Source organism: Halarsenatibacter silvermanii (assembly GCF_900103135.1).
Taxonomy (GTDB): Bacteria; Bacillota; Halanaerobiia; order Halanaerobiales; family Halarsenatibacteraceae; genus Halarsenatibacter; species Halarsenatibacter silvermanii.
This window is the reverse complement of record NZ_FNGO01000003.1, coordinates 68,065-81,497: the sequence shown is the minus strand read 5'-3', so window position 1 is coordinate 81,497 and position 13,433 is coordinate 68,065. Positions and strand designations below refer to the sequence as shown.

Genomic DNA, 13,433 nt, shown 5'->3' with positions numbered 1-13,433 from the left:
TTTATCCCAGTAGACCGTTTTGGTCCGGAGAAATGGAGGGAGGCTATGCCTCCCTCCCTCAATTATAAGTTTTGTGAAATATTTCAGTAACTTTCGGGGGTGCATTTATGGCTATATATCTCGATAATGCCGCAACATCCTATCCCAAGCCCGATTCTGTACAGAAAGAGATGAATAACTATATGCAAAATATAGGAGTGAATCCGGGCCGGGGAGCCTACCAGCGGGCGCTTAAAGCCGAACAGATAGTATTCTCAACCCGTCAGGCTCTGGGTGATTTATTCAATATAGACGATGTCAGCCGAATTGTATTTACAGCCAATGTGACGGAAGCTTTAAACCTGGCAATAAAGGGCTTTGTCCCGGAAAAAAGCCATGTTATCACCACCAGTTTTGAGCATAACGCTGTCTGGAGGCCCTTAAAGCACCTGCAAAAAGAAAAAGAGGTGAAGATAAGCACCATAGGGGCTCCCGATAGAGCTTTTATAGATAAAAAGGAGTTAGAGGAAGCCCATTCAAAAAATACCGAACTGGTAATCATCAATCATGCTTCTAATGTCACCGGGGCCATCGCCCCTCTGGAAACTGTCGGTGAATTCTGCCAGGAAAAAAATTTGCCTCTGCTGGTAGACAGTGCCCAGACAGCCGGGATTCTGCCGATTGATGTGCAGGAGTATAATATCTCAATGCTGGGATTTACCGGTCATAAGGGGCTGCTGGGCCCAACCGGAACCGGAGGACTTTATATAGATTCCGAAATTGAACTCGCCCCCCTCAAAGAGGGAGGAACTGGCAGCAAATCCTATCTGGAAAGACAGCCCGAAGATTTACCCGACCGCTTTGAAGCCGGCACGGTCAATTCCGTCGGTCTTGCCGGTTTAAAGTCAGGGGTTGAATATTTACTTCAGCGTGGAATAGAAGAGATCCGGCAGCATGAACTCCAGCTGACAGAATATCTCCTGGATGTGCTGGGTGATTTACAGGACTGTGAAATCTATAGTCCTCTTTCAGCCGAAGATTTAGTTGCAGTTGTCTCTGTTAATCTGGCGGATATTCCGGCCGAAGAGGCGGCCTATGTGCTTGACGATGTATATGATATTATGGTCCGGGCCGGGCTGCACTGTTCACCTCAAGCCCACAAAATGCTGGGCACCGAAGACAGGGGCAGCCTCAGGTTCAGCCCGGGAATCTTTAACAGCAAACAGGATATTGAGAGGGCGGGAGAGGCGCTGAAAAAAATTCTGCAGCGCGGAACCGGGGTGAATTCTTAGATGACACTGAACAGAGTCGACATTACCTACATATCACCCTGTCTTGCTGATCCTGATAAGATCAGATTAAAAGCTGATCTGGGATCCAATATTGGAGATATTTTTCCCTTTGTAAACGCTGAAATTGAAAGAGCAAATTATAATCCCGGTCTGCCCAGCCTCTCTCTGCAAAAGGAGTTCAGAACCATAACCCTTTACGAAGAGAAAATGACCATGATTAAAGCGGAAAATTCCACCGACGCCATGCAGGTTATAGAGTGGTTGAAGGATATCATAAATGATATTTATGCACGCAAAGATGAAATTGAACCGGATCATACAGCATCAGACCCTCCGCGTCCCCTGGAAATATTTAAGCTGCTGCCTAAAACAAACTGCAGCAAATGCGGGGAACTAACCTGTCTTGCCTTTGCGGTGCAGCTGTTAGAATACGAACAGGATCTGGAAAACTGTCCCAAACTGAAAGAAAAGGACTACGCTGATGCCAGAGAAACTCTTAAGGCCATGCTGCCACAATAGCGGAAAGTGGGGTGAAGACAATGGCACAAGAAGGAAATAAAGTTTTTGTTGTCCTGGACGAAGAACAGCAGATGCTTTTAGAGCGCATCAATGTCGACAGGGACCCGGAAGAGGCTCTGGAGTTCATTGAAGAGGTCATTCTACCCCAGGTCAAAGATAAAGGCCAGCCCTGTTTTGAGGGTTATGAAAAATTTCTAAAGAAGAAATAAGAGTAAATGGTCCAATTAATAAATTGCCAGGAGGGATTAAATTGCCCGACCTAACTATCTACACCAAAGACGGCTGTCCATTCTGTCAGAAAGCTATAGACCATTACCGGGAGAAGAATGTTGAATTTGAAGAGATCAATACTTCAGAAGATAAAGAAGCCCGCAGATATGCCATGGAAAACTTTGGCGTTGAGAGAGTTCCGGTAATTGTAAGGGAAGGTGAATTGGAACAGATAGGTTTTGGCGGTGGAGGTTGAAAAATATAAGAGGCCGGCTGAAAGCCGGCAAATTTTTTAGCAGCCCAAAACCAAAAAAAAGGAAGTATACAGGACCGACATTCACTATCATTTTAAAGCCTGCATACTCAAAAAACTCAATCCACATCAATGAGCGCGATCCCAAATTTTGGGATCGCGCCCTATTTAAGTTCAAAGCTCATATGTTTCTGAAAGAAGGATGGAAAAAAGAAAGGATGACAGATTATCCATTGAGCATACCCTGAATGATAGTTTCTGCAGCTTCTTCCTCGTTGAGGCCGCGCGCCATCAGAGTCTGCAGCTGACTGCTGTCCACGCTGCCGATGGCAGCTTCATGAGTGACTTTTGCTTCTGGGTGCTGCACATCCACCACAGGAACTGCCCGGGCGGTGGCATCATCCTTTATGATCTCAGTGCATTCGACGTGGCCTTTGGCACCAGGTGCCGAAGCTGTTAGCTCGTTGAGCACCTCGCCCGCAGCCTCATCCTGCAGAGCCAGTTTGCTTTCCAGCAGAGCCCGGGCGCCACTGCCAATCAAATCTGCGGTTTCTCTGATGTTCAATTTGTCACTTTTTTGTCCCTGCATGCGGGCCACCATCTCCAGGGTGGCATTTTCTCTGAGCACAGATTCGTAATCGAATTCAATTTTCCCGGCTCGACCTTCCTGCAGGTCAAAATAAGTTTTGTAGGTACTGCCTTTTTTCATTTCAATTTCAGCCCGGGCTTTCACGTCAACCCCGCCCTCATCACCGTGAAAGTGACTTTCGCGGTAGATAAAGGTCGCTCCCTCCTGCAGGAGAATATCGGCTTCCATATTGTGCTGAACCCGGGTGGCATTGGGGAAAACGCAGTCCGCTTTGACCTCTACTCCGGCGTTTTCCTCTATTTCTACGTCCATATCAATAAATTGTTTTCCTTCTTCAGGCAGCACACCAAAACAGAGATGTACCGTTTTATCGATATTGAAATCGGCTAAAACCGTCATTTTAATCGCCACCAGACCGGGTTCCTGGTTTTTGATATCGACTTCCAGACCATCTACTGTGTTTGTTCCCATGACTTTATCTCTTTCCAGCACCACATGAGCTACATCGCTGTCGGAAAAAACCTCTTCGTCGCCGACCTGATCGTAGATGTCGACCATGTTCTTGTAATCACTCAATTTAACTCACCTCTTTGTGTTTGGCGGGATCCTGATCTTCACAGGGTAGACATTCATCTTTAAAATAACTGCTGATTTTGGCTGGACTGTTTTCCATAAAAATTTTCCCCTGACAGATAAGAGCAGCCCTGTCGGCCATCTCCAGCATCTCCTCAGAATGGGTTATGAGGATAACACCAGTGTTGTTCTCGCGAAAATTGTTAATAACCTCTTCGATGTTGTTGAGGGCCACCACATCCACGCCGGAATCGGGCTCATCAAGAATGACCGCATCCGGATTCATCAACAATATGGATGCCAGTTCTATTCTTTTCCTTTCCCCGCCGCTGAGTGTCTCATCGATGCTGCGGTCAAGATATTGATCGGGATTTATTGCCACGTCCTGCAGAGCCCGACGGATCTCCCCGGAACCGACTTCGCTCTCGCGATGTTTTCTGCCCAGGGCTAAAAATTCGCGCACGCTTATGCCTTCAAAACGGGCCGGCTCCTGCCAGGCCAGGGTAAGACCTTCCCAGGCTCTTTCATAGGGCTTCAGGTCAGTTATATCTACGCCTTTAAATATCACCCGGCCGCCGGCGGGTTTATAACCGTCGAGGCCCATCAAAGTATAAGCCAGACTGCTTTTGCCGCATCCGTTGGGTCCTATTATGCCCAGCACCTCTCCAGCCTGAAGCTCAAAGTTAAGACCCTTGAGTATATCTGTTTTTTCCAGAACCAATTCCAAATCCTTCACCTTTAAAATTTTTTCCCTCTCCACTTTACTTCCTCCTCATTTGTTGAAACTCAGGATTTTCAGCCTGCTTCAATACTGATTAATGTTATTATAACGTTTAGAAGTAATTTTGTGAAGTAAAGAATTTTATATCAGGCGGCGATTTTACTTTTTTCGCGTCACAATTTTCCCGAAAAGGCAATTTAAGATCCAATTGAGCTGTGATATAGTTATTATTGGTATAATTTCTGCTCCGCAGCATAAAAGCATTCCTTTTTGATGAATAAAAATTAACATTCGAAATTTGGAGGTGTGCTTTTTGCCAAAAAGATTGCTCTTAAGCATCCTCGCTATTTTTCTGGGGCTGGTTATTCTGGCCGCAGTACATAGCTATACCGAGAGATTGATGCCGGATTCCAGTTATATGGCACGAGAAGATGCTGAATATTTTCGAGGCACCGTACAAGAGGTGCTGGAAGAAGAGAGAACCGAGTTCGGTCTTGAGCAGCAGGCAGAGGTTTTGATAAATGAAGGTCCTAAGGCCGGAGAAATAGTGGAGATCGATAATGTTTACGGGGAAGAAAATATTTATCTGGATATCAGGCTTGAGTCAGGACTGGAGGTGATTCTTATATCTTTTCACGAAAATGGCAGTCCTGAGATCTATCTGGAGGACGTAGCCCGCGACCGCGGACTTTATCTGGCCGGGGCTGTTTTGGCTCTGGCTCTTATCATCGTGGGCAAAATGAAGGGGATAAAAACTTTAATTTCTCTGCTGCTGACAGGATATATTATCTTTAGAATCATGCTGCCCCTGATGCTGCAGGGCTGGGCTCCGGTGCCGGTGGCAACGGCCAGCGCTCTGCTTATCATAGCTGTGATTCTTATCGTCATCGGAGGTTTATCCTCGAAGTCTCTTGCTGCCTTTATTGGCATCTCGACAGGAGTCATAGCCGCTGGAGTAATGGCTTACATTATCGGGGAGATGGCTCATTTAACCGGCCTGGGTACAGAAGAGGCGCAGATGCTGGGAGCCAGCGATCTGGAGATTAATGTCAGAGGATTGCTTTATGGCGGTATCATTGTTGGCTCTCTGGGGGCTATAACCGATGTGGGTATGTCGGTAGCTGCCAGCGCTTCTCAGTTGAAGGAGGCCAATCCCGAAATAGCACCGGATAAATTATTTTATCATGCCCTGGAGGTGGGGCGGGATATCATGGCTACCATGGCAAATACTCTCATTCTGGCCTACGTGGGGGGGTCGGTGCCATTTTTGTTATTAATCATGGCCCAGCAGCTTGATTGGCTCAGAATAGTCAATCTCGATTATATAGCCACGGAAATATTGAGCGGACTGGCAGGCTCTTTAGGGCTGGTTCTGGCCATTCCGGCGACTGCGCTGGCAGCTGCAATACTTATGAAGGGGGATTAACTTCTTTTCTGTTTTTTTAGTTTTTAAGTTGTTGAATGGATTTATCTTCTCTGAAAATCATCAAATTTTTCTATCAGAAATAATCATAGAGTAAAATTGGATTTTCCAGTTAAAGGAGGGAGTCCTCATTCTGACCTCGCCCTAAAAATATTTGACATCGTCCGAACAGAAGAAAATTTGACAATTCTTTACTGCAGGTTATAAAATAAATAATAGGTGCGAATAATGGCAGCTTAAAATTTTTATCAGGGGGTAAAATTAAAAGATGTCAAATTCCGAAAATGTCGACATTTTTGAGAAAGATATTTCCCGCCGTGATTTTATCGCTACTTCCGGGAAAGTAGTGGCAGGAGCACTTCTGGCCAGCACCGGCCTTCAACATCTCAGTGGAGAGGTGCAGGCAGATGGTACTGATAGTTTCACCATTTTTGCCACAACTGACGAACATCAGTACATTCTGCCCTATAATTACATGGAGGATGAGACAGCAGAAAATATAGGTCTTTCCAAAGCTATGACGCTCTTTGAAGAAGAAGCAGCAGCCAGAGATAATTATATGCTGCTTTCAGCCGGTGACACAATCCAGGGCAGTATGATAGGCAATCTGGAATTCGATGTAGATCCGCTGGAAGAAGGAGAAACTCAGAGAATAGTGGAGATCTTCAACGAGATGGGTTACGAAGCTGCCGCAGTAGGAAATCATGAACTGCAGGATTTTGGCATGAATTTTTTTGAACATGCGGTTGAGGGAGCTGAGTTTCCCTGGTTGGCGGCCAATATCCGTCTGGCCGGAACCGATGAATATTATGTTGATCCCTATACAATTATTGAGCGTGAGTTCGATGGTGAAACCGTGAAATTTGGTCTGATAGGTTTTGTTCCTCCTCAGACTGAAAAATGGGGCCGGGACTGGGTGGAAGGCGAGCTGGAATTTGATGATATAGTGCCCTCGGCCGAAAAAGTGCTGCCAGAAGTGAGAGAGAAGGCCGATATAGTTATCGCTCTGGCTCATACCGGTCTGGACGATTCGCCGGTCGATTCGGATGCTGCCCGGGAAGATGCGGCTGCTCATCTGGCTCAGTTGAATGGTTTTGACGCTATAATCTGCGGTCATGATCATAATTTCTTTCCCGGCGATTATGACTGGATGGAGATGGAAGTTGTGAACAACAATCTTGGTCTTATCGACGGCCTGCCGGTGGTCATGGCCGGTTCCTGGGGTGATTCACTCGGCGTAATTGATCTGGAACTCATGAAGCAAAATGGACAGTGGCGTATAGGTGAGGCAGGCGTCAAGCTGCGTAAGACCGATGAAAATATAGAATCACATCCGCGGGTAGAGGAGATGGCGGAAGATGTGCATGAAGCCACTCTGGAATATGTGCGTACTCCTATCGGCAGCACCGATTTGGCTATTACTTCATTTTTTGCCCGGGTTGCCGACAATCCCGTGACCCAGATAGTAAATGATGCTCAGCTCTGGTGGGCTCACAATTCAGCCGAGCTCACAGAAGGTGAGTTTGCTGACCTGCCAATACTTTCCGCTTCCGCTCCTTTTCAGGCCGGCAGAGAGGATCCCGAATACTTCACCGATGTCAGGGCAGGTGATGTGACGATAGGTGATGTAGCCGACATATATATCTATGATAATGAGCTCAGGGTCATGAAAGTTAATGGAGAAGAGATCATTGAGTGGCTTGAGCGCAGTGCTGAAAACTTCAATCGGATAGATCCTGATTATGAAGGCACCCAGGACCTTATCGACGGCACTTTCTCGGCCTATAATTACGACGTTATAGATGGAATCGAATATGAAATAGATGTTACTCAGCCAGAGGGAGAGCGTATAGTCAACGCAGCTTACGAGGGTGAACTGCTGAGCGCCGACCAGGAATTTCTGGTGATTACCAATGATTATCGAGCCGGCGGAGGTGGCGGATTCCCGCCGACGGAAAGACATGATCCCATCTACGCTCCCTCCGGACTTGTAAATCGGGAAATTATAATAGATTATATAGAAGAACACGCTCCCATCGCCCCTGAACCCACTGATAACTGGAGAATAAAACCCGTAGAAGTTGCCGGCACCGTGCATTTTCGCTCTCATCCAGAAGCTATGGAAGTCACCGTTCCTCAGCTGGAAGGCAAAGTGGAATTTGTGGAGACAGATGAAGAAGGAATGGGTGTTTACGAGATCGATATAGCCCGCATTTAGCATAAAACAGGGCAGTGCTGCTCATTTTCGATCTTGCGGCACTGCCCATTTTACCGATAATTCAGGTTCTTCTTCTTAACTGAACACAAGAAGAATAATTATTTTATTATGGTTAATTTCAAAGCTGCGGACTTTTTGAACGGGCTCAAATTCGGAAAAATATTATAAAAGAAAAAGAAGAGAGAAAAGCTACCAGAGCTATAATTGGAATTGCAATGGAAAATACTATGATTCCTGCTACAACAATTGCAGCTCCTCCTAAAATATAGCCTATGACCTTCAATATTTTTTTTAAACCGGAAGACTTCTGGACTTTTTGCTCCGGATGATTTTCCTGATCACCATACCCTTCGCTACCACCATCAGCTTTCACAGGTTTATCACTGCTATCTCCTTCCAGTCTTTGAGCGCTGCCCGACAGACCTGGATCAAACTTGTGAGCTATGAATTTTATCAGGACATAACCAGAAAACCCCAGAATTAAAGCCAGCAAAAGTAGCTCCATGTCTTTTCCTCCCTGATTCAGATTATCAAAAAGAGATCATACATCTGTTATTAAGGATCTTCTAGTCTTCGATATCTATCAACTGATAACAAGAAGATCTGTTTTTATTTTGTCTCTCCTATTTCGTTTATCGGCGCGTTTATTTTGCCCCGGACTTCGGCCAGAACTTTTTTATCAGCAGCAGAAAAAATGACACTGGTGGCCGGTCCCCCGGAGCGCTCGAGATCAATATTTTTGCCCGTTTCTATAAAGTTGCATCCGGCTGTATGAGCCAGTTCGCTCATCTCGTATCTTATTCCCCTTGAACCTACCGGCAGAATATCCCTGATGCCATCCTGCTGTCTTAAAATCTGCAGCTCTTCAAAAGAGATTATTTCTTCATCGTCCAGCCTGACCTCAAATTCAGGGGCGCTTTTGGGAATTCCGGCCGCCGCTATTACATCTCCTTTCTGCGAAGAGCCTATCGTCCAGTCTTCTCTTACCATCGTTCCCAGCACCATTATCCCAATCCCCGTCTCCTGGGTGGGGATGTTCTCCTCGGTGCTGCCTGTGATAGGCAGGCTGTTAACATCGGCTTTTCTGCACATATCCCTGATACCGGCAATTATTCTTTTGCCGGTATCTTCCATCTCCACCGTCAGAGCATCGATTATCATCAAAGGCTGACTGCTGGCCGCAATTATCTCCATTAGAGGAACCCGGACGGCAAAACGTCCCAGCGTTTCAGGAGGTACCTGAACAGCATCTCCTTTTTTATTTCCTATTCCACCATCGGAGTCGACAGCCAGCAGTAGACTTGTTTTCTCATCTATGTTTACTCTGGTGAGATCTCTCTCCTGTGAGATAAGATTCTCGTTTTTCACCCGGTTAATATGAAATTTTTCTATTAAATTCATTTTATCACCTGCAGGATTTGATAATCTTAACTTTTTAAATCTTCTTGTATTCAGTTGTTTAATAGGTGTGTAAAAAACCTCATTTAGTTGTACTGTAAGATATAAAGCTGCGTTCACGATGAAATTTTTCCCCGATCTTATACGATATCTATCAACTGATAACAAGAAGATCCAACTTTTATTGAGTAGAAATTATTGTAAATATAATTAATCTTTAATTAAATATTCTCCTTTAATTATAATAAAAATGATTTATTGAGTCAACTAAGATTCCAATCAGAAATTCTTCTTGATATTTTTGTCACGATTTTCTATAATGATATCAGCTTGACTAAAGACTCATATAATTAAATCTGCCAAAAGGGGAGATATTGATGAAGAAGTTTTTGATAGTTATGCTGGCTGCAGCTGTAGTATTCGGTCTTGGGGCCGGGACAGCAGCAGATGGACATCTTGAAGATGGGGAGTATGTAGGTTATTCCGAAGCTGACGAAAACGGTTACGTAAAAGCAGCTGTAACTCTGGAAAACGGTGACATAATCTCTGTAAATCTCACAGAATATACCGAGAAAGAAGAAGCCAAAGGAGAAGATTATACCTGGGATGACTGGCATGAGGCGATGGAAATTTTACCAGAGAGATTCGAGGAGGCCAACAGCTCTGATGTGGATATAGTATCCGGAGCCACCGGTACCTCCGAAAAGGCTATGGAGGCCGTTGAGATGGCCCGTCAGAAAGCTGAAGGTGTAGAGCAGTTTGACGGCACTTATCTCGGCACTTCCGCAGAAGACAATGGCGGCTGGGGAGTTGCCTGGGTAACAGTAGAAGGGGAGAGCATTGTCGATGTGAGACTGGAAGAGGTTACCGATGGCGATGAGTTCAAGGATGAGGATTATGGCTGGGATCACTGGCATGAAGCACGTGAGGAAATGCCGGAATGGTTTGTTGAGGCCGACAGTCCAGATGTTGACACATTCACAGAGGCAACCAGCAGCTCTCAGATGTGGAGAGAGTCTGTAGAAAATGCTCTGGAAAAAGCCGGCCTGGATACGGAAACTTTAGAAGAGTAGACCAGCATTGAATTTTATGTCCTGAATAATAAAATGTCGAAAAAATAACATGCGGGATGCCGGTGGTTTTTGCCTACATCCCGCATGATTTCTCATTTTTTCAGCAGTAAATATCCTGAATTTTTTCGGCGATTTCAGGGTTTTTCAGTGTTGTCGTATCACTCAGCTCCTCTTCCTCTGTTATATCCTGAAGCAGCCTGCGCATAATCTTTCCACTTCGGGTTTTGGGCAGATCAGGAACAAAAGTCACGTCCCTCGGTCTGGCTATAGCTCCGATATCTTCTGCGACATAATCCTTTAACTCCTCTTCCAGGTCGGCGTTAAAAAAGTCTAACTCCTCGTCTTCGCCGTTATTGAGTTTATCATTTTCAGCTTCTTCCTGCAGCATCACATATGCCACCGGCACCTGTCCCTTTAAATCATCACTCCCACCGACAACTGCAGCTTCAGCCACATCGCTGTGGCTGACCAGAGAGCTTTCTATTTCCATGGTGCTGAGCCTGTGTCCGCTAACATTTATAACATCATCTATTCTTCCCAGAATCCAAAAATATCCATCCTCATCTATTTTGGCCCCATCCGCGGGGAAGTAAGTCTCGTCATCCCATTTGCTCCAGTAGGTCTTCTTATATCTTTCATCATTTTGGTAGACAGTTCTCAGCATTCCCGGCCAGGGTTTGGTGATTGCCAGATAGCCGGAATCAGCTGGCTCGCCCTCCTCATCAAGTACCTCCGCTGAAATTCCAGGCAGAGGACGGGTTACGCTGCCAGGCCTGGTTTTGATGACCCCGGGGAGTGGAGACAGCATGATGCCACCTGTTTCGGTCTGCCACCAGGTGTCGACTATCGGGCAGTTTTCATTGCCTACATTTTTGTGATACCACTTCCATACCTTCGGATTAATTGGTTCACCCACGCTGCCGAGAAGCCTAAGACTGTTCAAATTATGAGATTGAGGGTATTTTTTTCCGTGCTTCATAAATGATCTTATGGCAGTGGGAGCGGTGTAGAATATGTTCACCCCGTATTTTTCGATAATTTCCCAGGTTCTGTTGTTATCCGGATAATCGGGGGCACCTTCATACATGACAGCTGTAGCCCCGTTGGAAAGAATGCCATAAACGATATAGGAATGACCGGTAATCCAGCCCACATCGGCACTGCACCAGTAGGTGTCGTCTTCTTTCAAATCAAAAACATATTTGCTGGTGGAGGTGACATGAGTCATATAACCGCCGATCGTGTGAACAACACCTTTCGGTTTGCCGGTTGTTCCGGAAGTATACATCAAAAAGAGCAGATCCTCCGAGTCGAGTTTAACAGCCGGGGTTTCGCATTTGACCTCCGACATAAGATCTTTCCACCAGTAATCTCGATCGCGGTTCATGGTAACATCCAGTCCGCATCTCTCGACCACCACACATTGCTCGACTTTATCCGTCTGTTCTAGAGCTTGATCGCTTTTGTTTTTGTGATGTATGAGCCGGCCCCGGCGATAATATCCATCGGCGGTGATCAGAAAAGAGGAGTCAGCATTTTCGATTCTCTGAGCCAGAGATCCGGGGCCAAAACCGGCAAAAACTACAGAATGAGGGGCACCGATCCTGGCGCAGGCCAGCATGGCGATTACAGCTTCCGGAATCATAGGGAGGTATATAGTCACTATGTCGCCTTTTTGCACTCCCTGATTCTTTAATACTGTCGCAAATTTACATACTTTTCTATGCAGATCATTGTAGGTGAGAACCCTTTCATCTCCCGGTTCACCTTCCCAGATCAAAGCGGCTTTGTTTTTGCGAAATGAGTCCAGATGGCGATCCAGACAGTTGTAGGAAGCATTTATTTTTCCGCCGACAAACCACTGGGCAAAGGGAGGTTCCCATCTGAGAGTCTGATCCCATTTTTCAAACCAGTCAAGTTTTTCCGCTTCTTTAGCCCAGTACTCCTGATAGTTTTCAATTTCATATAACTCCGCACCCGCATTTGCCTGCTCCTTGAAAGACTCAGGCGGAGCAAAGACTTCCTCACCTTCGGATAGGACGTCAAAAACTTCTTCTCCGTCTTCACTGCTCATAATAATCAACTCGGTTTGGTTTTTTGACTCTAAAATGACAAAATTTCTTTATTTTCTGATTTAATTTATATATTAGTATAATTAACTCAATTAATTTTGTCAATATTATATTAATTATTCAGTATACCCTGATTTATTGATATAAAGAATAAAAAACTGATCCCGACTTCGGAATAGATATATGTATTTTTTATGATAAAATTATCCCTTGCGGCAGGTAATACTCTCCGTTTAAAGAAATGATATATTACAGGAAGGGGTGAAAGCGATGGCGGATTCTATCGAAGTTAAAATTCTGGCCGATGACCTGGTTCATGAACCTGATCTTTTGGCTGAACATGGATTATGCTTCTGGATTTCTAAAGAGAACAGGCAGGTTCTTTTCGATACCGGTCAGGGACTCGTACTAGAACACAACGCCGAAGAACTGGGTATAAATTTGAGCAGACTGTCAGCGGCGGTGGTCAGTCACGGTCATAATGATCACGGGGGTGGAATAGAGGGGCTGCTGGAACATCAGCAGGATCTTGCGCTTTACGGACACCCGGAAATTTTTTCAGATAAGTATGTAAAAGAAGATAAAGGGGACTTGAGAAATGCAGGCATTGATTTTTCCCGGGAGCAGATTAACTTCAAACCGATAAACGATCATCAGGAAATCTGCGGAGGACTTCAGCTCACCGGTCCAATTCCCCGGAAAAACAGTTGGGAGACGACTCCCGATAATTACCTCAAACTCACCGAAGAAGAGGGGGAAGAAGAGCTGGTAAAGGATGATTTTATCGATGATCAGGCTCTCTTTTTTCCGACCGTCAGCGGCACAGTGGTCCTTCTCGGATGTGCTCATGCAGGAGTTGTCAACACTTTAGAACACATAAGATCGATTTCATCGCAGTCCTCGCTGCGGGCTGTTTTAGGAGGTATGCATCTTTACAGCGCTGATGATCATATTATCAAAAAAACTATCGAATACCTCGATGATCTGGACCTGGATCTGATAGTTCCCATGCACTGCACCGGATTTTCAGCTCAGGCGGAGATGAGACGCAGTCTGAATACGCGGGTGAAAATAGGAGAAGTCGGAGAGAGGTACGTTTTTTAAAATTATAAC

At 45.4% G+C, this 13,433-nt stretch carries 13 protein-coding genes; 8 read left to right on the top strand and 5 right to left on the bottom strand.

Annotation, left to right across the window (positions count from 1 at the left end):
- Positions 1 to 107 precede the first annotated feature (107 nt).
- From BLT15_RS02210 to BLT15_RS02195, 4 genes are read left to right on the top strand one after another with little or no spacing between them, the layout of a single operon-like run.
- Positions 108 to 1,271, top strand: coding sequence for an aminotransferase class V-fold PLP-dependent enzyme (locus BLT15_RS02210; protein WP_089758233.1), 1,164 nt, complete (start codon positions 108 to 110; stop codon positions 1,269 to 1,271).
- Positions 1,272 to 1,790, top strand: coding sequence for a (Fe-S)-binding protein (locus BLT15_RS02205; RefSeq protein ID WP_089758231.1), 519 nt, complete (start codon positions 1,272 to 1,274; stop codon positions 1,788 to 1,790).
- A gap of 20 nt (positions 1,791 to 1,810) precedes the next feature.
- Positions 1,811 to 1,999: a hypothetical protein gene (locus tag BLT15_RS02200; RefSeq protein ID WP_089758229.1), complete on the top strand. Its 189-nt coding sequence runs from the start codon at positions 1,811 to 1,813 to the stop codon at positions 1,997 to 1,999.
- A 41-nt stretch (positions 2,000 to 2,040) separates the two neighbouring features.
- A complete protein-coding gene (locus BLT15_RS02195) occupies positions 2,041 to 2,256 on the top strand; it encodes a glutaredoxin family protein (RefSeq protein ID WP_089758227.1) in 216 nt (71 codons plus the stop codon).
- A gap of 223 nt (positions 2,257 to 2,479) precedes the next feature.
- Here BLT15_RS02195 and BLT15_RS02185 read toward each other — a convergent pair whose 3' ends face one another.
- Entirely contained in the window at positions 2,480 to 3,418 is a 939-nt protein-coding gene (locus BLT15_RS02185; protein WP_089758223.1) for a SufB/SufD family protein, read from the bottom strand.
- A gap of 1 nt (position 3,419) precedes the next feature.
- Positions 3,420 to 4,175, bottom strand: a complete 756-nt coding sequence (locus BLT15_RS02180) for an ABC transporter ATP-binding protein (protein ID WP_089758221.1) — start codon at positions 4,173 to 4,175, stop codon at positions 3,420 to 3,422.
- A 274-nt stretch (positions 4,176 to 4,449) separates the two neighbouring features.
- Here BLT15_RS02180 and BLT15_RS02175 point away from each other — a divergent pair, with 274 nt between their 5' ends.
- Together BLT15_RS02175 and BLT15_RS02170 are read left to right on the top strand one after the other, a co-directional pair.
- On the top strand, positions 4,450 to 5,562 hold the full coding sequence (locus BLT15_RS02175; RefSeq protein ID WP_089758219.1) for a YibE/F family protein: 1,113 nt from the start codon (positions 4,450 to 4,452) through the stop codon (positions 5,560 to 5,562).
- Positions 5,563 to 5,827: 265 nt separating this feature from the next.
- A complete protein-coding gene (locus BLT15_RS02170) occupies positions 5,828 to 7,777 on the top strand; it encodes a bifunctional 2',3'-cyclic-nucleotide 2'-phosphodiesterase/3'-nucleotidase (RefSeq protein WP_089758217.1) in 1,950 nt (649 codons plus the stop codon).
- Positions 7,778 to 7,922: 145 nt separating this feature from the next.
- Here BLT15_RS02170 and BLT15_RS02165 read toward each other — a convergent pair whose 3' ends face one another.
- The gene (locus tag BLT15_RS02165; protein ID WP_089758215.1) at positions 7,923 to 8,282 is read right to left on the bottom strand and encodes a hypothetical protein; all 360 of its coding nucleotides are present in this window, start codon (positions 8,280 to 8,282) and stop codon (positions 7,923 to 7,925) included.
- 104 nt (positions 8,283 to 8,386) lie between these two features.
- Positions 8,387 to 9,178: an AIR synthase related protein gene (locus BLT15_RS02160; protein ID WP_089758214.1), complete on the bottom strand. Its 792-nt coding sequence runs from the start codon at positions 9,176 to 9,178 to the stop codon at positions 8,387 to 8,389.
- Positions 9,179 to 9,552: 374 nt separating this feature from the next.
- On the opposite strand from BLT15_RS02160, the gene BLT15_RS02155 reads away from it, so the two are divergent.
- On the top strand, positions 9,553 to 10,248 hold the full coding sequence (locus BLT15_RS02155) for an FMN-binding protein (RefSeq protein WP_089758212.1): 696 nt from the start codon (positions 9,553 to 9,555) through the stop codon (positions 10,246 to 10,248).
- A gap of 100 nt (positions 10,249 to 10,348) precedes the next feature.
- Here the strand turns inward: BLT15_RS02155 and acs are convergent, their stop codons facing one another.
- Positions 10,349 to 12,322 carry an acetate--CoA ligase gene (acs, locus tag BLT15_RS02150; protein ID WP_089758210.1) on the bottom strand — a complete coding sequence of 658 codons (1,974 nt, stop codon included), beginning with the start codon at positions 12,320 to 12,322 and terminating at the stop codon, positions 10,349 to 10,351.
- A 268-nt stretch (positions 12,323 to 12,590) separates the two neighbouring features.
- Here acs and BLT15_RS02145 point away from each other — a divergent pair, with 268 nt between their 5' ends.
- Positions 12,591 to 13,424 carry an MBL fold metallo-hydrolase gene (locus BLT15_RS02145; protein ID WP_089758209.1) on the top strand — a complete coding sequence of 278 codons (834 nt, stop codon included), beginning with the start codon at positions 12,591 to 12,593 and terminating at the stop codon, positions 13,422 to 13,424.
- Positions 13,425 to 13,433 lie beyond the last annotated feature (9 nt).

What these genes read in the sequence shown, in the direction of transcription:
- BLT15_RS02155 (WP_089758212.1), top strand. Translation starts at nt 9,553, where the DNA reads ATGAAGAAGTTTTTGATAGTTATGCTGGCTGCAGCTGTAGTATTCGGT.
- BLT15_RS02165 (WP_089758215.1), bottom strand. Translation starts at nt 8,282, where the DNA reads ATGGAGCTACTTTTGCTGGCTTTAATTCTGGGGTTTTCTGGTTATGTC.
- BLT15_RS02205 (WP_089758231.1), top strand. Translation starts at nt 1,272, where the DNA reads ATGACACTGAACAGAGTCGACATTACCTACATATCACCCTGTCTTGCT.
- BLT15_RS02170 (WP_089758217.1), top strand. Translation starts at nt 5,828, where the DNA reads ATGTCAAATTCCGAAAATGTCGACATTTTTGAGAAAGATATTTCCCGC.
- BLT15_RS02200 (WP_089758229.1), top strand. Translation starts at nt 1,811, where the DNA reads ATGGCACAAGAAGGAAATAAAGTTTTTGTTGTCCTGGACGAAGAACAG.
- BLT15_RS02160 (WP_089758214.1), bottom strand. Translation starts at nt 9,178, where the DNA reads ATGAATTTAATAGAAAAATTTCATATTAACCGGGTGAAAAACGAGAAT.
- BLT15_RS02210 (WP_089758233.1), top strand. Translation starts at nt 108, where the DNA reads ATGGCTATATATCTCGATAATGCCGCAACATCCTATCCCAAGCCCGAT.
- BLT15_RS02145 (WP_089758209.1), top strand. Translation starts at nt 12,591, where the DNA reads ATGGCGGATTCTATCGAAGTTAAAATTCTGGCCGATGACCTGGTTCAT.
- acs (WP_089758210.1), bottom strand. Translation starts at nt 12,322, where the DNA reads ATGAGCAGTGAAGACGGAGAAGAAGTTTTTGACGTCCTATCCGAAGGT.